This is a genomic window from Nocardioides sp. NPDC059952 (assembly GCF_042730435.1).
Lineage (GTDB): Bacteria > Actinomycetota > Actinomycetes > Propionibacteriales > Nocardioidaceae > Nocardioides.
On sequence record NZ_JBHWLY010000039.1, the window covers coordinates 24,022 to 42,862 of the forward strand.

Annotated in this window: 23 protein-coding genes; 14 read left to right on the forward strand and 9 right to left on the reverse strand. The window is 69.4% G+C overall.

What is annotated here, in order from left to right; translation table 11 throughout:
- Nucleotide 1: 1 nt before the first annotated feature.
- Both ACFV9G_RS18030 and ACFV9G_RS18035 read right to left on the reverse strand, forming a co-directional pair.
- Complete coding sequence (locus ACFV9G_RS18030) at nucleotides 2-2,581, reverse strand: hypothetical protein (protein WP_378728868.1); 2,580 nt, start codon at nucleotides 2,579-2,581, stop codon at nucleotides 2-4.
- Nucleotides 2,582-2,686: 105 nt separating this feature from the next.
- Entirely contained in the window at nucleotides 2,687-3,046 is a 360-nt protein-coding gene (locus ACFV9G_RS18035; RefSeq protein ID WP_378728869.1) for a DsrE family protein, read from the reverse strand.
- A 60-nt stretch (nucleotides 3,047-3,106) separates the two neighbouring features.
- On the opposite strand from ACFV9G_RS18035, the gene ACFV9G_RS18040 reads away from it, so the two are divergent.
- Genes ACFV9G_RS18040 through ACFV9G_RS18050 form a run of 3 tightly spaced genes read left to right on the forward strand, consistent with a single transcriptional unit; the run spans nucleotide 3,107 to nucleotide 5,016 of the window.
- Nucleotides 3,107-3,610 carry an FABP family protein gene (locus ACFV9G_RS18040; protein ID WP_378728870.1) on the forward strand — a complete coding sequence of 168 codons (504 nt, stop codon included), beginning with the start codon at nucleotides 3,107-3,109 and terminating at the stop codon, nucleotides 3,608-3,610.
- Nucleotides 3,611-3,628: 18 nt separating this feature from the next.
- Nucleotides 3,629-4,060, forward strand: coding sequence for a Fur family transcriptional regulator (locus ACFV9G_RS18045; protein WP_378728871.1), 432 nt, complete (start codon nucleotides 3,629-3,631; stop codon nucleotides 4,058-4,060).
- Nucleotides 4,057-5,016, forward strand: a complete 960-nt coding sequence (locus tag ACFV9G_RS18050) for a YgfZ/GcvT domain-containing protein (protein WP_378728872.1) — start codon at nucleotides 4,057-4,059, stop codon at nucleotides 5,014-5,016. Before ACFV9G_RS18045 ends, ACFV9G_RS18050 begins: the two co-directional genes overlap by 4 nt.
- A 48-nt stretch (nucleotides 5,017-5,064) precedes the next feature.
- Here the strand turns inward: ACFV9G_RS18050 and ACFV9G_RS18055 are convergent, their stop codons facing one another.
- Genes ACFV9G_RS18055 through ACFV9G_RS18065 form a run of 3 tightly spaced genes read right to left on the reverse strand, consistent with a single transcriptional unit; the run spans nucleotide 5,065 to nucleotide 7,631 of the window.
- Nucleotides 5,065-6,045, reverse strand: coding sequence for an ADP-ribosylglycohydrolase family protein (locus ACFV9G_RS18055; protein ID WP_378728873.1), 981 nt, complete (start codon nucleotides 6,043-6,045; stop codon nucleotides 5,065-5,067).
- Between the two features lie 11 nt (nucleotides 6,046-6,056).
- A complete protein-coding gene (gene mshD / locus ACFV9G_RS18060; protein WP_378728874.1) occupies nucleotides 6,057-6,875 on the reverse strand; it encodes a mycothiol synthase in 819 nt (272 codons plus the stop codon).
- Between the two features lie 9 nt (nucleotides 6,876-6,884).
- Nucleotides 6,885-7,631, reverse strand: coding sequence for a response regulator transcription factor (locus tag ACFV9G_RS18065; protein WP_091045869.1), 747 nt, complete (start codon nucleotides 7,629-7,631; stop codon nucleotides 6,885-6,887).
- Nucleotides 7,632-7,753: 122 nt separating this feature from the next.
- Here ACFV9G_RS18065 and ACFV9G_RS18070 point away from each other — a divergent pair, with 122 nt between their 5' ends.
- Nucleotides 7,754-8,023 (forward strand): MoaD/ThiS family protein, encoded by a 270-nt coding sequence (locus ACFV9G_RS18070; RefSeq protein ID WP_378728875.1) that lies wholly within the window; start codon nucleotides 7,754-7,756, stop codon nucleotides 8,021-8,023.
- A gap of 71 nt (nucleotides 8,024-8,094) precedes the next feature.
- Here ACFV9G_RS18070 and ACFV9G_RS18075 read toward each other — a convergent pair whose 3' ends face one another.
- Nucleotides 8,095-8,529 (reverse strand): Hsp20/alpha crystallin family protein, encoded by a 435-nt coding sequence (locus ACFV9G_RS18075; protein WP_378728876.1) that lies wholly within the window; start codon nucleotides 8,527-8,529, stop codon nucleotides 8,095-8,097.
- Between the two features lie 92 nt (nucleotides 8,530-8,621).
- Between ACFV9G_RS18075 and ACFV9G_RS18080 the strand changes: the two genes are divergently transcribed.
- From ACFV9G_RS18080 to ACFV9G_RS18100, 5 genes are all read left to right on the forward strand, one after another.
- Nucleotides 8,622-8,945, forward strand: a complete 324-nt coding sequence (locus tag ACFV9G_RS18080; protein WP_378728877.1) for a MerR family transcriptional regulator — start codon at nucleotides 8,622-8,624, stop codon at nucleotides 8,943-8,945.
- Nucleotides 8,942-9,403 carry a thioredoxin family protein gene (locus tag ACFV9G_RS18085; RefSeq protein WP_378728878.1) on the forward strand — a complete coding sequence of 154 codons (462 nt, stop codon included), beginning with the start codon at nucleotides 8,942-8,944 and terminating at the stop codon, nucleotides 9,401-9,403. The genes ACFV9G_RS18080 and ACFV9G_RS18085 overlap by 4 nt, the downstream gene beginning before the upstream one ends.
- A gap of 242 nt (nucleotides 9,404-9,645) precedes the next feature.
- Nucleotides 9,646-10,092: a DUF4395 domain-containing protein gene (locus ACFV9G_RS18090; RefSeq protein WP_378728879.1), complete on the forward strand. Its 447-nt coding sequence runs from the start codon at nucleotides 9,646-9,648 to the stop codon at nucleotides 10,090-10,092.
- Nucleotides 10,093-10,143: 51 nt separating this feature from the next.
- A complete protein-coding gene (locus ACFV9G_RS18095) occupies nucleotides 10,144-10,992 on the forward strand; it encodes a sulfurtransferase (RefSeq protein WP_378728880.1) in 849 nt (282 codons plus the stop codon).
- Nucleotides 10,993-10,994: 2 nt separating this feature from the next.
- On the forward strand, nucleotides 10,995-11,294 hold the full coding sequence (locus ACFV9G_RS18100; RefSeq protein WP_378728881.1) for a DUF1416 domain-containing protein: 300 nt from the start codon (nucleotides 10,995-10,997) through the stop codon (nucleotides 11,292-11,294).
- A gap of 78 nt (nucleotides 11,295-11,372) precedes the next feature.
- On the opposite strand, the gene ACFV9G_RS18105 is transcribed toward ACFV9G_RS18100, so the two are convergent.
- Together ACFV9G_RS18105 and ACFV9G_RS18110 are read right to left on the reverse strand one after the other, a co-directional pair.
- Nucleotides 11,373-11,996 carry a hypothetical protein gene (locus ACFV9G_RS18105; protein ID WP_378728882.1) on the reverse strand — a complete coding sequence of 208 codons (624 nt, stop codon included), beginning with the start codon at nucleotides 11,994-11,996 and terminating at the stop codon, nucleotides 11,373-11,375.
- Nucleotides 11,993-12,508 (reverse strand): RNA polymerase sigma factor, encoded by a 516-nt coding sequence (locus ACFV9G_RS18110; RefSeq protein WP_378728883.1) that lies wholly within the window; start codon nucleotides 12,506-12,508, stop codon nucleotides 11,993-11,995. Before ACFV9G_RS18110 ends, ACFV9G_RS18105 begins: the two co-directional genes overlap by 4 nt.
- Before the next feature lie 159 nt (nucleotides 12,509-12,667).
- On the opposite strand from ACFV9G_RS18110, the gene ACFV9G_RS18115 reads away from it, so the two are divergent.
- Genes ACFV9G_RS18115 through ACFV9G_RS18125 form a run of 3 tightly spaced genes read left to right on the forward strand, consistent with a single transcriptional unit; the run spans nucleotide 12,668 to nucleotide 14,398 of the window.
- Nucleotides 12,668-12,979 carry a hypothetical protein gene (locus ACFV9G_RS18115; protein WP_378728884.1) on the forward strand — a complete coding sequence of 104 codons (312 nt, stop codon included), beginning with the start codon at nucleotides 12,668-12,670 and terminating at the stop codon, nucleotides 12,977-12,979.
- The gene (locus ACFV9G_RS18120; protein WP_378728885.1) at nucleotides 12,963-13,517 is read left to right on the forward strand and encodes a hypothetical protein; all 555 of its coding nucleotides are present in this window, start codon (nucleotides 12,963-12,965) and stop codon (nucleotides 13,515-13,517) included. Before ACFV9G_RS18115 ends, ACFV9G_RS18120 begins: the two co-directional genes overlap by 17 nt.
- A gap of 56 nt (nucleotides 13,518-13,573) precedes the next feature.
- Nucleotides 13,574-14,398 (forward strand): 3-keto-5-aminohexanoate cleavage protein, encoded by an 825-nt coding sequence (locus ACFV9G_RS18125; protein WP_378728886.1) that lies wholly within the window; start codon nucleotides 13,574-13,576, stop codon nucleotides 14,396-14,398.
- A gap of 105 nt (nucleotides 14,399-14,503) precedes the next feature.
- Here ACFV9G_RS18125 and ACFV9G_RS18130 read toward each other — a convergent pair whose 3' ends face one another.
- Nucleotides 14,504-15,082: a TetR family transcriptional regulator gene (locus ACFV9G_RS18130; protein WP_378728887.1), complete on the reverse strand. Its 579-nt coding sequence runs from the start codon at nucleotides 15,080-15,082 to the stop codon at nucleotides 14,504-14,506.
- A gap of 111 nt (nucleotides 15,083-15,193) precedes the next feature.
- Here ACFV9G_RS18130 and ACFV9G_RS18135 point away from each other — a divergent pair, with 111 nt between their 5' ends.
- On the forward strand, nucleotides 15,194-16,345 hold the full coding sequence (locus ACFV9G_RS18135; RefSeq protein ID WP_378728889.1) for an FAD-dependent oxidoreductase: 1,152 nt from the start codon (nucleotides 15,194-15,196) through the stop codon (nucleotides 16,343-16,345).
- Nucleotides 16,346-16,712: 367 nt separating this feature from the next.
- A complete protein-coding gene (locus tag ACFV9G_RS18140; RefSeq protein ID WP_378728890.1) occupies nucleotides 16,713-18,749 on the forward strand; it encodes a calcium-binding protein in 2,037 nt (678 codons plus the stop codon).
- Nucleotides 18,750-18,841: the final 92 nt, after the last annotated feature.

Sequence of the window (18,841 nt, forward strand, 5' to 3'; positions counted from 1 at the left end):
CTCAGCCGGCCATGTCGGGGCGCCAGCGGAGCACTTCCCGCTGGAACGCCTCGGGGTCGACCATCGACTTGTCGACCTTCACCGCACCGGCCTCGTCGGTGTTGAACTCGACGACCCACTCGTCGGTGGCCGGCTCACCCTTGATGGTGATGTCGGTCTGGGTGTCGTAGAGGTCGTAGGTGTGGGTCTGCTCGTCCTTGCGTACGTCGAGCACGCCCTCCTCGGTGACCGTGACGGTGCTCTCGGTCATGAGCGAGCTGTCCTCGGGCACGAACGTGCGGACGGTGGGCTCGGGCACCGGGGTGTCGGCGCCCGGGATCTTGGCACCGGGGAACTTGCCGGACTCGGCGAGCTTGACCGCCGCCAGCCAGCCGCTCGAGCGGTGGGGGAGGGAGTCGCTCGGGGTGTCGGGCAGGTCCGCCAACGCGGTGCGCGAGTCCTCGGACTGCAACTTGTTGCCCTGCTTCTTCCCGGTCGGCCGCTCGGGCAGCGTCACGGGCGCGGTCGGAGGACCGGCCGTCGGCGCGGCCGGTGAGTCGACCGGCGCCGGAGCGGTGGTCTCGACAGGCTCGACCAACGGAGTGCGCGCGACCGGCTCGAGGGGCTCGACCACGAGCGGCTCGTCAGGAGCGTCCGGGATGGGGAACTGAGCCTCGGGCGGCGACGGGGTCGCGGCGAGGGTGAGCTCGAGCGCCTGCATCGCCCGCTTGTTGGTGCTGCCGCCCTTGACCGCGAGCATGACGGCCTCACGCAGGTCGGCGAGCTGCTTGGCGAGCTGGGCGCTGCGGCGTTCGGCGATCTGCCGGTCCACGATGGCCTGCTCGACCAGCTGGGTGTTGTGCAGGATCGAGGCCTCGACAGCCTGACGGTCGATCGCCTTCTGGCCGGCGACCTCCTCGGCCTCGGCCCGAAGGCGTACGGACTCGGCGGCCTGCTCCTGGACGTCGGCGAGACGGTTCATCATCTCCGTCATCCGGCGCTCGGCCTCTTCGCGCTCGCGGGCCTGTCCGGTGACGAGCTCGGTCATCGACTCGTGAGCGGTACGCAGCGCGGACTCCGCCGCTCGACGACCCTCGTTGGCCTCGGTCGCGGCGCGCTCGGCGGCGCGGCGGCCCTCCAGGGCCTGCACCGCGAGATCGGCGTGCTCGGAGGCGCGCTGGTCGGCCGCCATCCGGGCGAGGTTGGCGGACTCGGCCGCCTGCTCGGCCTGCGAGGCGAGCTCGGTGAGCTGCCGGTAGCGCTCCTCGTTCTCGTTGGCCTCGTGCGCGGCGGCAGCGGCGAACTCGGCGTACTGCTTCGCGCTCTTCTCGGCCTCGAGACGGGCGTCGTTGGCGGCGTCGGCGGCCTTGAAGGCGCGCAGCGCGGCCTCCTCCGCCTCGGTGCGCGCGGCCAGCGCCTCGGCTGCCACGGCGTACTGGTCGGCAGCGGTGGCCTCGGCCGCGGCCCGGGTCATCGCGTGGTCCTCGGCGTTGGCGTCGGCGGCCTTGCGCTCCTCGAAGGCCTCCTTCGCCGCTTCCTCGGCCTCGGCGCGGGCGGTCGCGGCCGACTCGGCGGCGGCGTAGGCCGCTTCGGCCGCAGCCTCGGCCTCCTTGCGGGCCTGCTCGGCGATCTCGGCCTGCGTGGCCATCGCGACCGCGGAGTCCTCGGCCGTGATGCGCGCGGCGGCGGCCTTCTCGGCCTCCGTCGCCCGGTCGTTGGCGGCCTGCTCGGCGGCCTGGCGTGCGGTGAATGCGGCCAGCGCCTCGTCGGCCCGGCCGGCTGCGGCCGCGTCGGCCTCCTCGCGCATCCGCGCGAGCTCCTCGGATCGGGTGTCGGCGGCGGCGCGGGCGGTGTAGGCGGCCTCGGCGGCAGCCTCCGCCTCGCTGCGTGCCTCGTAGGCGGCGCGGGCCTCGTCCGCGGCCTTGCGGGCGGCCTTCTCGGCTGCCGCGAGCGCGTCGCGAAGCTCGTCCATCTCCTCGAGGCGGTCCTCGGCGGCGGCCTCCGCGACGCTGCGCGCGGCGTAGGCGGCCTGGGCCAGCTCGGCGTGCTCCGCTGCCTTGGTGTGGGCCTCGGCGGCGGAGGCGGCTGCGGTGGCGGCCTCCTCGGCCTTGGTGTGGGCGGCCTCCTCGGCCTCGGTGCGGGCGGTGGCCTGCTCCTCGGCGATCCGGGCCGCCTCGAGCAGGCGGCGCTCGGCGGCCTCCAGCTCCTTGCCCCTCGCGAGCGCGGCCTCCTCGGCCTCGGCGCGCTCCTTGGCACGGGTGTCGGCGAGCTTCTCGGCCTCGACCCGGGCGCGGGCGTACTCCTCGGCTGCCTTCTCCGCGACCTCGCGCGCCTGGTGGGCGTCGGCGGCCAGCTCGGCGTGGAGCTTGGCGGTCTCGTCGGCCTTCGCGCGGGCGGTCGCGTGCTGGGCGGCGGACTCCTCGGCCACCAGCCGCTCGGCCGCCTGCTCGGCGGCCGCCTGCTCGGCTGAGATGCGAAGCGACTCGGCTGCGGCAGCGGCGCGGGCCAACTCCGCAGCGCGCGCCGTCAGGTCCTCGTCGTCACCCGGCTGGGCGGCCGAATCCCGGCTCCACCACTTGCCACTGGGGGTCTGCGTGCTCACGAGGGTGAATGCTAACGGCGAAGTAGGTGGTGTGTGGAGTCTCCGAGAGGATTAACACGCTCGCTACCTGGAACTACACTTATGTAATTCTGGGCGGTGCCGACTTCAGTAGACGAGCGCCTGTACGCCGTCGCGCAGGATCTCCTCGGCGAACACGAACGCGCCCTTGATGACCACGCCGTCGATCAGGTCGTCCTCGGTGAGATCGCGACGAGAGGCGCACTGGCTGCATACGGTCACCTGGCCGGCCTCGAGGACCAGCCCGATCAGCTCCTGCAGCGGCGCCGCGTTCTCGAGCGTGAACTCCTCCGCCTTCCCGGGCACCGCGAACCAGGTCGCCTCACCGGTGAGCCACAGCGACACCTTCGCGCCGGCGGTCGCGGCCGCCGAAGCGACCGTGAAGGCCTGGTTCGTACGCTCAGGCGTCTCGGCGCCGACGGTCACCTTCACCACGAGTTCTTGCATGCCGAGCACACTAGCGCTTGCGTTTCGGGTCGTAGCCGACGTACGGCCTAAACTCGGCGTGTGGCTTTCGAACTTCCGGAGAACCTTCACCCCGATGCCGGTCCCTGTGCGTGGATGCTCGGCACCTGGCAGGGCAACGGGCACGGTGACTATCCGACGATCGACAAGTTCGAGTTCGGGCAGGAGCTGATCTTCACCCACGACGGGCGTCCGTTCTTCCACTACTTCGCGCGCTCGTGGATCATCGACCCGGAGACGGGGGAGAAGGTGCGCGACGCGGCGCTGGAGACCGGTTTCGTGCGCTTCCGCCCCGAGGGCGAGGTCGAGTGGGTGATGACGCACAACACCGGCATCGTCGAGGTCTGGTACGGCAAGGCCGAGGGCGGCAAGCTCGACCTCACCACCGATGCGGTCGCCCGCACGGAGACCGCGAAGGAATACACCGCCGGCAAGCGCCTCTACGGCAACGTCGAGGGCGACCTTCTCTACGCCTTCGACATGGCCGCGATGGGTCAGGCGCTGCAGCCGCACCTGTGGGCGCGGCTCAAGCGGGTCAAGAAGTAGGTCCAGGAAGTAGTCGTCATGACCGAGGCCGCTGAGGACTGGCGCGAGGCCCTTCGGGCGAAGGGCTACCGGCTCACGCCCCAGCGCGAGCTGGTCCTCGGTGCCGTCGAGCGACTGCGCCATGCCACCCCCGAGGAGGTGCTCGCGGTCGTACGCGAGTCGTCCTCGGCGATCAACCTCTCCACCGTCTACCGCAACCTCGAGGTGCTCGAGGAGCTGGGGCTGGTGCGGCACGCCCACCTGGGTGAGCGGGCGTCGACCTACCACTCGGTCTCCGGGCGGCCACATTTTCATGCGGTTTGCAGGAAGTGTCAGAAGGTCACCAGTGTTGACCCCTCAGTGGCCGACGGTATCTGCGAGCGGCTGCGTGAGGAGTACGCCTTCGAGGCAGATGTCGCTCATCTGACCGTCTTCGGGGCGTGCGTCGACTGTTCTTCCGAGGAGCCATGATGACTGCCAGCCCGCTTCTGTCCCTGCCCGGTGCCGTCGCCGGCGACGGTGCCGACGCCCCCGTCGCGGCGCACTACGGATCGTTCAACCTGGAACAGCGGACGCTGGCCTCCGGCGAGGGGTTCGTCGACCTCTCCCACCGTGACGTGCTGCGGATCGCGGGACCTGATCGGTTGACCTGGCTGCACTCGCTGACCTCGCAGGCCTTCGAGGGACTGGCTCCCGGGGCCTGGACCTCGGCCCTGATCCTGTCGCCGCAGGGGCATGTCGAGCACTTCTTCTCCGGCGTCGACGACGGCTCCTCCTTCCTGGCATGGACCGAGCCCGGGGCCGGTGAGGCTCTGGTCGGCTACCTGGAGCGGATGAAGTTCTGGTCGGATGTGACCGTGACGGCCGAGCCGTCGCAGGCCTCCGTCTGGCGTCCCACGCAGGGCTACTCGTTCGTCCCGCGTGTGTCCCTGGAGACGTACGCCGCTGCCGCAGGCCCCGCCTGCGGGTTCTGGGCGTTCGAGGCTCTCCGGATCGAGCGCGGCGAGCCGCGGTTCGGCGTGGACACCGACGCGCGCACGATCCCCAACGAGGTCGGCTGGGTGCCGGGTTCGGAAGAGACCGTCGGCCCGGAGTACGCGGTCCATCTCGACAAGGGCTGCTACCGCGGCCAGGAGACGGTCGCCCGCGTCCACACGCTCGGCCGCCCGCCGCGTCGGCTGGTGCTGCTCCACCTCGACGGCTCCGAGAACCGCCTGCCGGCCGCGGGGTCGGAGCTGGTCTTCGGGGAGAAGACAGTCGGCTTCGTCGGGTCCTCGGCTCGACACCACGAGCTCGGCCCGATCGCGTTGGGGCTGGTCAAGCGCAACGTACCCGTGGACGCGCAGCTCGTCGTGGACGGGATGCCGGTCGCTCAGGAGGTCCTCGTCGACCCCGAGATCGGCCTCCACATCCGCCCGCTGCGCTGACCCGCTTCCCTCGATCCGGGTCAGAGCCAGGCCGACGCTCGCGTTCGGTCAGTCCCGCCGACCGGCGGCGACGGCGTCGAGGGCGAGGGTGGCGAGGACGTCGCCGGGGATGCCGGGGTAGCCGTGGCTGAGGGCACGCCAGTCGGCGGGGATGGCGGCGGCGCCCCAGCGGGCGCCGAGGAGGCCGCCGGCGATGGCGGCGACGGTGTCGGTGTCGTTGCCGATCCGGATGGCGGTGTTCAAGGCCTCGACATAGTGCTCGGGTCCTGTGGCCGGGGTCTGAGCGATCGAGGACCAGGCGGCCTGCAGCGCGGTGACGACCCAGCCGTTGGGGTTGAAGGTCGCCGGCGGAGCCGTCTCGGCCTCGTCGAGCTTCTCGGCCCAGAAGGTGGCCTCGGCGGGGGAGAGGTGGGAGAGGCCGGAGCGTACGTCCAGCTCGCCGTGCATCACCGCGTGCTCGATCGCCAGGGACCACAGCACGCAGCCGGACCGAGCGTGCTCGTCCCAGTGGGTCAGCGCACTGACAGCGGCGGCGGCCTCGGCGACGGCCGGGCGGTCGCCGAGATGGCGGAGCGGGACCGGCGCGGTACGCATCAGGGAGCCGTTGCCTCCGGTGTGGCCGGTCGTCGCGTGCAGCTTCTCCGAGACCTGCCGCAGCTGCGCGGCGGTCGGCGCGGGGCCGGCGGTGTCGAGCACCCGGGCGGTCTGGTTGCCGATGTCCTTCGGATCCGACTCCGCCCACGTCCGGAAGTTGCGGCCGACCGCGGTCAGCCCCTCCTCGGTGCGCAGGTCGAGCCCGCCGGCGGCGGCGTCGAGGATGCACCACGCCATCGTCGTGTCGTCGGTCCACTCCCCGGGCGCGAACGGGCCGAGCCCGCCACCGAGCATCTGCGCCTTCTCGTCCGCGCCGAGCCGAGGCCGGTCGAACTCGTAGTGAGCCCCGAGCGCATCCGCGACCGCGGTTCCGACGATGGCCCCGACGGCCCGGTCACTCTGAGACTCCGTGAGATCGGATTGGGTCAGCTCCACGCGACCAGAGACTAGCCGCGGGTGTACTGGACGTGGGTGTCGGCCGCGGCGCGGGTGAAGCCGAGGCCCTCGTAGAGACGTACGGCCGGCGTGTTGTCGCCCTCGACATAGAGATGGATCTGCTCGACGCCGGCGGTGGCCAGGTGGTTCAGCCCGAGGAGGGTGACCAGCTTGCCGAGGCCGCGGCCCTGCGCGGCGGGGTCGACACCGACGACGTAGACCTCGCCCTCGGTCTCGCTGTGGCGCTTGGTCCAGTGGAACGCGAGCAGCTTCTCGCCCTCCCAGGCGGTGACCAGCCCCGACGGATCGAACCACGGCTCCGACATCCGCTCCCGCAGACCGGCCTCGTCCAGCGATCCCTGCTCGGGGTGGTGCGCGAAGGCGGCGGCGTTGACCCGGAGCAGCTCGGCCTCGTCGCCGGGCTCGAAGCCGCGTACGACGATCCCGTCCGGGGTCTCGGGAGCCGGCGGGAGACCGGCGACGGGCCGCCGCATCACCCACAGCTCACGGGTGCGCTTCCAGCCCTGCGTGGCGGCCAGCCGGGCGGCCGCCGGGTTGTCCCCGTGGGACCAGGCCGTGGTCCCGGACGCCAGCGACGGCGCCCGGAGCAGCAGCTGTCGCCCCAGGCCGACCCCCCGATGCTGAGTCAGCACCACGAGCGAGAGCTCGGCGCCGATCAAGAGCCCGAAGCCGCGTACGTCACCCCAGATCGTGGCATCGTCCGGACGGTTGCGCAGCGTCAGGAGCGTCGCCTCGTCGAGCGGCGCCACGCCATCGTATGCCTCGGTCGCCTTCGCGATGGCCAGGACCTGATCGACGGTGAGTGCCATAGGTGCAGCCTAGGCGTCGGCCCCCAGGCGAGGAGACGGGGTCAGTCGGGCGCCGTCGGCGGCGGCCTCGTTGTTCTTCGAGGGCAGCACGAAGCGGTAGCCGACGTTGCGGACGGTGCCGATGAGGGTCTCGTTCTCGGGGCCGAGCTTGGCGCGCAGGCGACGTACGTGGACGTCGACGGTGCGGGTGCCTCCGAAGTAGTCGTAGCCCCACACCTCCTGCAGCAGCTGCTGGCGGGAGAAGACGCGGCCCGGGTGCTGGGCGAGGAACTTCAGGAGCTCGAACTCCTTGAAGGTCAGGTCGAGCGGGCGGCCGCCGATCTTGGCGGTGTAGGTGGCGTCGTCGACGACGACCTCGCCGGAGCGGATGACGTGGGCCTCGGGGTCGGAAGCCTCGCGGGCCGCGGAGATGCGGCCGATCGCGAGCTTGATCCGCGCCTCGAGCTCGGCCGGGCCGCAGGTGTGCAGCACGACGTCGTCCATGCCCCAGTCGTGGGCGACGACGGCGAGGCCACCCTCGGTGGCGACGAGCAGAACGGGGATGTCGGTGCCGGTCGTGCGGATCAGACGACACAGGTCACGGGCCTGGGCGAGGTCCTGCCGGCCGTCCACCAGCAGCAGGTCGGAGTCCGGCGCCTCGAGAAGCGCGCTACCTTCAGCAGGAAGGATCTTCACCTGATGGCCGAGGAGAGAAAGTCCGGGGAGGACATCTGCCGAGGGCTGAAGCGAACTGGTCAGCAAAAGAAGCGAGCTCATTGGGGGTGCCTCTCGGTCAGAGAAAGAGGAGCACCGAAACGCAACATTGAGCCTCGGTGAGGTGATCGTTGGACCATATTAACGAAACCTCGCGGTGACATAGGAAGGTTGTCCACGAGAAAGTGACGAAAGTTATAGAGGTCCGCTACTGGGCCGCAGCCAAGTCCGCGGCCGGGACTCCGTCCGACCAGATCGAGGTCGACGGCCCGTTGACGCTGGCCGAAGTCGTACGCCGTGCCGCGGAGCTGCACGCCGGCACCCGCCTTCCCGAGGTGCTGAAGGTCTGCTCGGCGCTCATCGGGGACCGTCCGGCAGGAACGGCCGACCCCGATGGGATCGAGGTCCCACCGGGGTCGACGGTCGAGTTCCTCCCGCCGTTCGCGGGTGGCTAGATCACAGCTGGCCGGGGAGCCCGCGCCCGGCGGCTCACCTGCGTAAGGGCTTGCCGGGCACGGGCAGGTCCTCAGCGCTCGATCGCGGCGGGCTCCGGATTGTCGCTCGTGGCGATCTGGATCTTGCGGGGCTTGGCCCTCTCGGCGACCGGGACGACCAGGCGCAGCACGCCGGCGTCGTAGGCGGCCTCGATGTGGTCGAGGTCCAGGTTGTCGCCGAGCACGAGCTGACGGCTGAAGGTGCCACGCACGCGCTCGTTGGCCAGCATCTGCCAGTCGCCGTTCCTGGCGACGCGCTCGGCCTTGACGGTGAGCACGTTGCGCTCGACGTCGAGGTCGATCGTGTCCGGGCTGACGCCGGGAAGGTCGAACTCGATGACGAACCGGTCGCCCTCGCGCCAGGCGTCCATCGGCATCACGGCCGGGCGGTTCGTGGTGCCGCCGCCCAGGAGCTGCTGGGTGATGCGGTCGAACTCGCGGAACGGATCGGTGCTTCGGATCAGCATGATTCCCTCCTCACGGGATCTATATCAGTGGATACACCCTTTATATATTCCAATGCCTAGGGAATTTCAAGCCCACGTGTCAGAATCATTCTGTGAAGGAGCGAACAAGGGCCGTCTACGCCATCTCGGTGGCAGCCGATATGGCCGAGATGCAGATCCAGAACCTCCGCGTCTACGAGCGCAGGGGACTGGTCGACCCTGCGCGCACGGCCGGCGGCACCCGGCTCTACTCCGTCGCCGACATCGAGCGCCTGATTCACATCCGCGACCTTCTCGCCGACGGCCTCAACCTCGCCGGGATCGCCCGCGTGCTTGCCCTGGAGGAGGACGTACGCGGGCTGAAAGCCGCCAACGAGAGGCTTCGGCGCGCCTCGGGGGAATCAGCGGGGCCGGTTACCGGTTCAATAGTCACATGAGCATCGGAGCCTGGATCGCCGTCATCGCGATAGCCGTCGCGCTCGCCTTTGGTCTGTTCCGGCTGTTCACCGATGGCCGCTTCCGAGGCACGAAGGAGCTCCACGTGGCCCATGAGGATCACCCGCCCGAGCCACACGCCTGGGATGCGGTCACCGAAGCACTTGGTGAGGCCGAGCTCGGTGAGCGCGCGACGCTGGTGCAGTTCTCCTCTGCCTTCTGCGCCCCGTGCCGGGCGACCCGGCGGATCCTGGGCGAGGTGGCCGAGATCGTCCCGGGCGTGGTGCATGTCGAGATCGACGCCGAGCACCATCTCGACCTGGTGCGTCGCCTCGACATCCTGCGTACGCCGACGACGCTGGTCATCGACGGCGCCGGGAACGAGATCGCGCGGGCCACGGGGGCTCCGCGCAAGGAGCAGGTCCTGAGCGCGATTCCTGCCTTCGATCTCGAATCCTGACACGCTCGTCCATATGACGAGACATTCGTTTCGTGGCCGTCGGCCATCGCGCTACTGTCATCGCATGTTCTCGACCATGCTGACCAAGCGCCGCGCAGTGGATCACTGCCGCGTGCGCTCGGCGCTGTGTCGTTCCTGCCGCTGATTCCCTGAGATTTGTCGACTCAGTCGACACCGGGGATCGCTTTCGCCTGTCAGGCTCGTCCTGACGACCTCCCCTCCACTCTCGCAGGAGCACACCTATGTCCGAGACCTCGAGCACGACGGCTACACAGACCGGAATCGACCCCCGCGGCCCGCAGTTCACTGCAGCGGTGACCGTTGTCGTGCTCATCCTGGCCCTGCTGCTCCCGCAGCCATGGGCTCTGGTGGTCACGGTCATCCAGACGGTGCTCTTCGCGATCGGGGCAGGTCTCGGCGTTCAGCGGACCCCTCATGCCTGGCTCTTCAAGAAGTTCGTACGTCCCCGGCTCGGTGCGCCGGACGAGCTCGAGGACCCGGCCCCGCCCCGATTCGCCCAGGGGGTCGGCCTCGCCTTCCTGCTGGTCGCGCTCGTGGGCTACCTCCTCGGCGCCACGCTCGTGGCGCAGATCGCCCTCGGCCTCGCGCTGGTCGCGGCCGTGCTCAATGCCGTCTTCCGGTTCTGCCTCGGCTGCGAGATCTATCTGCTGATCAGGCGTTTCGCCTAGTCCCCTGAACGCAAGACTGAACCATTTTTATGGCCAACGAAAGGTACCTAGATGACCCGCGAGAACTCCCTCGTCTCCGCCCAGTGGGTGGAGGAGCACCTCGATGACCCGAAGGTGGTGCTGATCGAGGTCGACGAAGACACCACCGCCTACGACAAGGGCCACATCAAGGGTGCGATCAAGCTCGACTGGACCACCGACCTGCAGGACCAGGTGCGCCGCGACTTCGTCAACAAGGACCAGTTCTCCGCGCTGCTCTCCGAGCGTGGCGTCGCCAACGACGACACTGTGGTGCTCTATGGCGGCAACAACAACTGGTTCGCCGCGTACGCCTTCTGGTACTTCAAGCTCTACGGCCACCAGGACGTCAAGCTCCTCGACGGCGGCCGCAAGAAGTGGGAACTGGACTCCCGCGAGCTGACCGACGAGGCCGTCACCCGCGAGGCGGCCAGCTACACCGCCCAGGACCAGGACCTCTCGATCCGGGCCTTCCGTGACGAGACCGTCGAGGCCATCGGCGTCAAGAACCTGGTCGACGTGCGGTCGCCCGACGAGTTCGCCGGCCGCCTCCTCGCCCCGGCTCACCTCCCGCAGGAGCAGGCCCAGCGCGCCGGTCACATCCCGACCGCGGCCAACGTCCCGTGGTCCAAGGCTGCCAACGACGACGGCACCTTCCGCTCCGACGAGGAGCTCAAGGAGATCTACTCCGAGGCCGGCGTCGACTGGAGCAAGGACACCATCGCCTACTGCCGCATCGGCGAGCGCTCCTCGCACACCTGGTTCGTGCTCAAGGAGCTCCTCGGCCAGGAGAACGTGAAGAACTACGACGGCTCGTGGACCGAGTACGGCTCCCTCGTCGGCGTCCCGGTCGTCACCGGCGACGAGCCCGGGGAGGCCTGAGCATGTGCGGAGCAACTGAGGGCGGGCTCTCGCTCGCCGGCGTCGACGTCGCCAAGGAAGCAGTCATCCAGGGTCAGGTGACCCGTGACGGGTCGCCGGTCCACGGTGCCTACGTCCGGCTGCTCGACCGCACCGGCGAGTTCACCGCCGAGGTGCCCACCTCGGCCACCGGCCACTTCCGGTTCTTCGCCGGCGACGGCGAGTGGACCCTGCGTACGCTCGCGCCGAAGGCGGAGCCTGTGGACAAGAAGGTCCACGCAGCGGTCGGCAACGTCGCCGAGGTGACGATCCCGATCGGCTGATCACTCGCGATCACCGCTTACCGGCCCGTCCTGCTCCGGCAGGGCGGGCCGGCGGCGTTCTCGGGCGGGGCCAAGCGCTCAGCCCGGGTTCGAGGAGCCCGGTGGAAGTCGGCGGTTGAGCGAGAAGAGCCGCCCGAGCACGGGCATGAGCACGATGTTGACCGCGTGCAGGATGCCGATGACCAGCAGGATCCCGGCGATCCTCGCCAGCTCGTCGCTGAGCTGGGCGGCAGAGATGGAGCCGGCGGAGCCGAGCCAGGAGTCGGCCGGCTCGAACCGGATCGTCAGGAGGATGTAGGCGATGAAGATCAGGTAGTAGACGATGTCGGTCAGCACGATGTAGCTCTTGCCGGTCCGCGGGTTGTCGTGGAAGACATCGGCGGCGTACGCACGACCGAACCGCTTGATCAGCGGCCCGAGCCACAGGGCGAGCCCGATGAGGATCGCGGTCGTCAGGATTTCGAGCGTCCACCAGGGCATGGTTTCCTCCCCGTTCCGTTCACGGATCTTGTTGACGTACGCCACCACGCCGAGGACCACGGCGACGAGGACGATGGCGGCGACGACGCGGCGGCGCGTCCGGCGGCGTACCTGGTCCCCGGCGATGCCGTCGACCACCCGGGCGAACAGGTCAGCGGACGGCGGTGGCGGACTGGCCGGGTCCCCCATCGCGTCTCGCAGCAGATCGTCGATCCGGCTCATCGGGACTCGACCAGCGTCTCTGCCAGGCTCTTGCGGCCGCGCCGAAGGTGGGTCTTGACGGAATTCTCCGACAGACCGAGAGCGGTGGCGATCTCGGCGATGCCGAGGTCGTAGTAGTAATGCAGGCTGATGCACTCGCGCTGTCGGGTGGGGAGGCCGCGCAGCGCGGCGATCACCTCGTCTCGGGCGGCGTGGTCCACCGCCTGGTCCTCGGCCGAGGCCTCGTAGGGCTCCGCCGGCGGTTGATGGCGCAGAGAGACGAACCCGCGGCGGTTGTGATCGCGGGCGAGGTTGACGACGATCACGCGCAGGTACGCGGTCGCCTTGGTGTGGTCCCGGAGCCGATGGGCGTGCCGGGCCAGCCGGATGAAGGCCTCCTGGACGAGATCTTCGGCCGCTGTCTTGTCATCCACATACCACCGAGCCATGTGCACCAGCGCCGCCCCTTCGCTCTCGAAGAGCGCCACGAGCAGGCCGTCGCCGATGGCGACGTCGACGTCCGCTTCGTCCATGGCACTCGTCCCATCACTCTCTAGACGAGTGGGACGGGCGATCGGGGTGACAGCCCCCGAGAGGAAAAAAGAACTGCTTCGGCCGGTCACCCTCCGCGGCCGGCGCAAACGTCTTCGAAGCAGAGTTTACAAATGCCTCTACTCCCAAGGAGGGGTCCTATGTCCTTCATGAACAGCCCCAAGATGGCTATCGAGATGGCGGCGGAGCACCGTGCTCGCGAGATCGCCGCCCAGCAGGCTCGGCACGGACTCCGGCTCGCCAGGCAGGCTCGACGACAGGCGAGGTTCGCCGAGCAGATCGCCCGGCAGGCGGCTCTCTACGCGGAGAACCCGGACCTGCCCGTGGAGTGGCTCCCGAAGCCCCCGCGTCAGCACACCGACAGCGTCTTCGTCCTGGTGAGCCGGGTCAGGGACTTCGTCCGTGATCTCGGCGGGCACGGTGGTAGGACTCCTGGTGTCCAGGCGCGGTGAGCTCGGCCGCTCCGTCCTCCTCTTCGTCGGGTTCGGGTTCGGCTGGGCGGTCGCGGCTCGGCTCTTCATGCGGTTCTTCAGCGACGATCCCTCGTTCACGCTGCAGGGAACCGGCATGATCGTGGGCCTCGTACTGCTCGAGTTCATCGGGCTCGGGGCCGTCCGAGGTGCTCGGCGATCAGGGCGTACGCGCTGGTGGCGGCTCGCGCCCGTGCCGGGACTGCTGCTCTACTTCAGTCTGGGCATGGTGTTCGTGCCCTGCGTCGTCGCCGGGCTCGTTGTCGGGCGTTGCCGTCGAGCGCCGGTCATCGGGCTGGTCACCCTGGTGGGTGTGGCGGGCTCCATCGCCGTTCCCGTGGTGCTGATGCTGGGCGACTCCGGCATCCCGATGGCGCCGACCTTCTTCGCGGGAATGGTCCTGTATGTCGCGTGCTGCCTCGGGCTTGTCGCCGCCTCGAGCGAGTGGTCGCGCCCCTGGCGCCGGCCGATTCGAACCAGCGAGTCGCCGCAACAACCGGCGTACGCAGGCGGCCTCTAGCTTCAGAGCGAAGGAAATCTTGCGGTCCAAGCGGGATATGACGATAGGTTGTCCTCATGTCTGGACTGCTTGTGACCGTGGCGCCGACCGGGGCGGAAACCGCGAAGGAAGACTGCCCGCAGCTGCCGACGACGCTCGAGGAGCTCGTCGCGACGGCGGTTGAGTGCGAGGAGGCCGGCGCGCGGATGATCCACGTCCACATCCGCGACGACGACCATGCGCCGACGCTCGACCTCGGCCGGCTCACCGAGACGGTCGATGCGCTCCACGAGAAGACCGAGCTGATCGTGCAGCTCTCCACCGGAGGCTCGGTCCATGACCCGCTGGACAAGCGGCTGAAGGTGCTCGACGCCGGGCCGGACTCGTGCTCGCTGACGATGGGCACGACCAACTTCGGCGACGACGTCTTCTCCAACCCGTGGCCGTTCATCGCCGAGCTCTACCAGCTCACCCAGGAGCGCGGCGTGGTGCCGGAGTTCGAGCTCTTCGACCTGGGCCACGTCGCCGCGCTGCAGCGGCTGCTGGGGAAGTACGGGCTGCCCGCCGGCGGCAAGGTCCACGTCGACTTCGTCATGGGCGTGCCCGGCGGCATGCCCGGCACCTCGGCCGCACTGGTCGCCGGTGTCGCCGCGCTCCCGGCCGAGGTCACCTCGTGGTCGGCGACCGGTATCGGCCGCTCGACCCTCCCGGTCATGCTCACCTCGCTGGCCATGGGCGGCCACCTGCGGGTCGGGATGGAGGACGTACTCACCCTCGCCAAGGGTGTCCCGGTCGACGCCAACCGCCAGCTCGTCGAGCGAGCCTTCGAAGCGGCCGCGGTCGCCCAGCGCCAGCCGATGAGTGCCGACGACGCCTGGGCGCTCCTCGGGCTGAAGCGATAGCTGATCCGCCGAGTCGGCTCGTTCTGACGCAGATCGACGCCGAGTCGGCTCGTCATGACGAGCCGACTCGGCACGGTTTTCGGTCAGTTCGAGCCGACTCGGCGGCTATTTCTGGGACAGTTGCGCCGACTCGGCGGTGAGGTAGCGGTCGATCGTCGGGGCGACCCAGTCGACGATCTCGTCGGGGGTCATCTCGACGATGGGCGGGAGATGGAGTACGTAGCGGCCCAGTGCGATGCCGAGGAGCTGGGTGGCGACGAGGGCTGCCCGGCGGGCGGCCTGGGCAGGGTCGGGGCACAGAGGAGCGACGGCGGCGGCGACCTGGGTGGCGAAGATGCTCCGCATCTGCTCCGCGGCCTGAGGGTCCGAGGCGGCCCGGCGGAGCAAGGCCATCAGGGTGCCCTCGGAGTCCCAGGTGCGTACGAAATGGTTGGTCACCACGCGGCCGACCTCGCCCGCCGGGGTCGTGGAGAGGTCAGGGAGCTCCAGGTCGATCGAGGCGGCGGCGGTGAAGAGCTCCTCCTTGCTGCCGAAGTAGCGCATCACCATCGACGGGTCGATCTGCGCCTCTGAGGCGATCGCTCGGATGGTCGTGCGGTCGTACCCCTGACGCGCGAAGTGCTCGCGCGCGACGGCGAGGATGCGCTCGCGGGTCTCGGCTCCGGATCGACGGGTCTCGGTCATGCCAACGATTGTAGGCCAACACCCGTTGACGTCACAGCGACGGCGCGCTAACTTGGTCAACACCGGTTGGCCAACACTCGTTGACCAACGACCCGACGCAAGGAGAGCATCATGTCCACCATCACCACTGATGTCCTCGTCACCGGCGCCGGCCCCACCGGGCTGGCGGTGGCGGCCAAGCTGGCCGCGGCCGGCATCGACGTCACCGTCATCGACAACCAGGCATCCGGGGACAACACCTCCCGGGCCGCCGTCGTCCACGCCCGCACCCTGGAGGTCCTCGCCGACCTCGGCGTCTCCGAGCGCCTCACCAAGGAGGGGATCGAGGCGCCGACCTTCACCATCCGCGATCGCGACAAGGTCCTGGTGCCGATCCGTTTCGACGACCTGCCCAGCGACTTCCCCTACGCCCTCATGGTGTCCCAGGCGGTCACCGAGCGCATCCTCCTCGAGCGCCTCGCCGAGCTCGGCGGTCACGTACGCCGCCCGCTCGCCCTCGTCGACCTCCGCCAGGACGACGAAGGCGTCACCGCCACCACCGAGGACGGCACCGAGATCCGGGCGCGCTACCTCGTCGGTGCTGACGGCATGCACTCCATCGTGCGCGACAAGGCCGGGATCGGCTTCCCGGGAGGCAAGTACGCCGAGTCGTTCAGCCTCGCCGACGTACGCGTCGAGGGCGACCTGCCGCACGACGAGGTCATCCTCTACTTCTCGCCCGAGGGCACCCTGGTCTGCGCGCCGCTGCCCGACGGCTCGTTCCGGTTCGTCGCACCGGTCTCCGAGGCACCGGCCGAGCCCGACGTCGACTACGTCCAGGGTCTCCTCGACCGGCGCGGCGGCGTGAAGAGCCCGGTCAAGGTCGCCGAGGTCGTGTGGGGATCGCGGTTCCGGGTCCACCACCGCGTCGCCGACGCCTACCGCGCGGGCCGGGTGGTTATCGCGGGCGACGCGGCCCACGTGCACAGCCCCGCCGGCGGCCAGGGCATGAACACCGGGCTCCAGGACGCGGTCGTGCTCGGCGACGCGCTCGTCGCCACGATCACCGACGGTGACGAGGCCGCGCTCGACGACTACGCCTCCCGCCGCCGGCCGGTCGCCGAGGAGGTCATCGCGCTCTCCGACCGGCTGACCCGGTTCGGCATCGCGCAGGGGGTCCGGCGCAGCGTACGGAACCTGGTGCTGTCCACGCTCGCGAGGCTCCCGCGCTTCCGCCGGATGCTCGCCTGGCGCCTGTCCGGGCTGGTCTACCGTGACCGGTGACGGTGCGGATGCTCACCGAGGTAACTCGGTCGACGCTCACTGCCTTCGTGGAACTCCGCGAGGGCAGTAGATGCTCACCGAGGTAACTCGGTCAGCATCCCCTCGCCTCCGCGCCGCGGCTCAGGCCAGGTCGAGGTAGCCGGCCGAGCGCAGGCCCTCGATGACGTCGTCCAAGGCGTCCTCGATCGAGCGGCCGGTGGTGTCCACGCGTACGTCGGCGTCGGCCGGCTCCTCGTGAGGCGATCATGGGGCTCGGGGGTTAACGAGTCGCCCCGCTGGCCGAGCGTTTCCGGATCAGGTGCATACGGGCGTGCCCGCCGGGGTATGTTTGCGAAACCTACGCCCGCCGCACACGAAGAAGCCATTCATGATCCGACGCTGGTCTCCGTACGCCGCGAGTGTGCTTCTCGCTGCCGCCGCTCTCGCCTGGAACGTCCCCGCGGCGGCCCAGTCGGTCCCGACGTGCGATGGCTCCATTGTCACCGTGAACCTCGCGACCGGCGACGCGCCGACGGAGGGTGATGATGTGATCCTCGGTACCGCCGAGGCGGAGGTGATCGATGGGCGCGAAGGTGACGACATCGTCTGCGGTGGCGACGGAGCGGACACACTCAATGGAGGTCCAGGGAACGACAAGATCTTCGGTGGTGCCGGCGACGACCGGAGCCGCGACGGTGGCGGCAACGACCATGTCGACCTCGGCTCCGGAAAGGACCAGGTTAGCTACCAGGACGCGACCGCGGGCGTCAGTGTCGCGCTGTCGAGCACGGCCGTGCAGAACACTGGTGGTGGCGGGGCGGACCGTCTGGTCGGTGTCGAGGACATCCTCGGTACCTCGTACGAGGACGTCCTGACGGCATCACCCGCAGGATCAGACATCGACGGACGTGGGGGCGCGGACGTGGTCTACAGCGGCATCGGATACGACCGCTTCCACGCTCGCGAAGGCCTCGTCCTCTCCTACGAACGGGCCACCGCGGCGGCTCATGTCGAGGGCGGCAGGTCGGACCCGACGGTCTGGGTCGAGGGTGAGGAGGCCGATGCGATCGTTCCGATGACCGTCCAGGACCGGATCAGCCTTGCCGGCACAAGGTTGGTTTTGACGGCCTACGGCGACCACGTGAACGCCGGCGCCTTCTGTGACGTCGACGCCAGGGGCGGTGCCGATGTGGTGTTCAGCACCGCGACCAGCCTCTTGGGTGGGTCGTGGTCCTGTCCCGCCGGGACGACGGTGAGGGCCGGCGACGGCGATGACCGCCTCGAGATCTCGTGGCGACCCGACCTGAGCGCCACCCTGCCCGTGATCGACACGTTCGACGGTGGCAGTGGCCAGGACTCGGTCGACTTCTCCAGGTCCGATCGGGCCGTCACCTACAACGCAGGTGACGGCACGCGCACATATGGTGACCAGAGGATCACCACCATCAGCGCTGAAGGGATCATCGGCTCGGCGTACGCCGACGTGCTCACCGGCGACGCCCGGAACAATCGGATCGCCGGCGAACTGGGCAACGACAGGATCTCCGGCGGCGCGGGTGACGACACAATCCTCGGCAATGGTCGCCTGAATGCTGCCAACGACAATGACGTCCTCTCCGGAGATGCCGGAGCTGACATGATCGTCGGCGACGGCGGTACTGACACCGTGAGCTATGCGACAGCGACCGGTGCCGTACGGGCGAGCCTTTCCGGGGCGACCGGAGCCGCAGGAACCGACACGATCCGCAGCGTCGAGAACCTGACTGGCAGTGGCCATGCCGACATACTGAGCGGAAACTCGGCATCGAACGTGATCAACGGCGGCGGAGGCAACGACGCTCTCGCCGGAGGCGGCCAGGACGACCGCCTGATCGGCGGTTCCGGGACGGACACTGCGTCCTATGCGACAGCGCCGGCCGGCGTCACCGCCACCCTCTCCAAAGTACAGGTGAGCGACGGCACCGACACATTGTCCCAGGTTGAGAACCTGACCGGCAGTAGGTATGCCGACATCCTCGTCGGCAGTTCGGGCGCAAATGTGCTGCTCGGTGGCGCCGGGAACGACCGGATCCGACCCGGCCTCGGCAACGACCGTGTCGATGGTGGCAGCGGGTTCGACATCGTCTCGTACGCCGCTGTCACCCGTGCGGTCAAGGTCTCACTTGCGCGCACGACCGCTCAGAGCACAGGTGGAGCAGGCACAGAGACGCTCCGTGGCGTAGAAGGGCTCGTCGGCACATCCAGTGCCGACGCGCTCACCGGCAACGCCGCCGCCAATCGGCTCGAGGGCGGCCCAGGATACGACCGGCTCTACGGAGCCGCCGGCCAGGACCGCATCTACGGAGGCACGGGTCGGGATTATGGCGACGGTGGCCGGGGCCGTGACTGGTCAACGTCGGTCGAGCGGCGGGTCCGTATTCCCTAAGAATTTCGCCCGAACATCCGGCGGTCGATCGGAGATGTCGCGGCGCGAGCGTCGGGCGTCGCGCTCGTTGATGCTCGATCAGGTTGCTCGCC

What these genes read in the sequence shown, in the direction of transcription:
- ACFV9G_RS18035 (WP_378728869.1), bottom strand. Translation starts at nt 3,046, where the DNA reads ATGCAAGAACTCGTGGTGAAGGTGACCGTCGGCGCCGAGACGCCTGAG.
- ACFV9G_RS18045 (WP_378728871.1), top strand. Translation starts at nt 3,629, where the DNA reads ATGACCGAGGCCGCTGAGGACTGGCGCGAGGCCCTTCGGGCGAAGGGC.
- ACFV9G_RS18050 (WP_378728872.1), top strand. Translation starts at nt 4,057, where the DNA reads ATGATGACTGCCAGCCCGCTTCTGTCCCTGCCCGGTGCCGTCGCCGGC.
- mshD (WP_378728874.1), bottom strand. Translation starts at nt 6,875, where the DNA reads ATGGCACTCACCGTCGATCAGGTCCTGGCCATCGCGAAGGCGACCGAG.
- ACFV9G_RS18065 (WP_091045869.1), bottom strand. Translation starts at nt 7,631, where the DNA reads ATGAGCTCGCTTCTTTTGCTGACCAGTTCGCTTCAGCCCTCGGCAGAT.
- ACFV9G_RS18075 (WP_378728876.1), bottom strand. Translation starts at nt 8,529, where the DNA reads ATGCTGATCCGAAGCACCGATCCGTTCCGCGAGTTCGACCGCATCACC.
- ACFV9G_RS18085 (WP_378728878.1), top strand. Translation starts at nt 8,942, where the DNA reads ATGAGCATCGGAGCCTGGATCGCCGTCATCGCGATAGCCGTCGCGCTC.
- ACFV9G_RS18090 (WP_378728879.1), top strand. Translation starts at nt 9,646, where the DNA reads ATGTCCGAGACCTCGAGCACGACGGCTACACAGACCGGAATCGACCCC.
- ACFV9G_RS18095 (WP_378728880.1), top strand. Translation starts at nt 10,144, where the DNA reads ATGACCCGCGAGAACTCCCTCGTCTCCGCCCAGTGGGTGGAGGAGCAC.
- ACFV9G_RS18100 (WP_378728881.1), top strand. Translation starts at nt 10,995, where the DNA reads ATGTGCGGAGCAACTGAGGGCGGGCTCTCGCTCGCCGGCGTCGACGTC.
- ACFV9G_RS18105 (WP_378728882.1), bottom strand. Translation starts at nt 11,996, where the DNA reads ATGAGCCGGATCGACGATCTGCTGCGAGACGCGATGGGGGACCCGGCC.
- ACFV9G_RS18110 (WP_378728883.1), bottom strand. Translation starts at nt 12,508, where the DNA reads ATGGACGAAGCGGACGTCGACGTCGCCATCGGCGACGGCCTGCTCGTG.
- ACFV9G_RS18115 (WP_378728884.1), top strand. Translation starts at nt 12,668, where the DNA reads ATGTCCTTCATGAACAGCCCCAAGATGGCTATCGAGATGGCGGCGGAG.
- ACFV9G_RS18125 (WP_378728886.1), top strand. Translation starts at nt 13,574, where the DNA reads ATGTCTGGACTGCTTGTGACCGTGGCGCCGACCGGGGCGGAAACCGCG.
- ACFV9G_RS18130 (WP_378728887.1), bottom strand. Translation starts at nt 15,082, where the DNA reads ATGACCGAGACCCGTCGATCCGGAGCCGAGACCCGCGAGCGCATCCTC.
- ACFV9G_RS18135 (WP_378728889.1), top strand. Translation starts at nt 15,194, where the DNA reads ATGTCCACCATCACCACTGATGTCCTCGTCACCGGCGCCGGCCCCACC.
- ACFV9G_RS18140 (WP_378728890.1), top strand. Translation starts at nt 16,713, where the DNA reads ATGATCCGACGCTGGTCTCCGTACGCCGCGAGTGTGCTTCTCGCTGCC.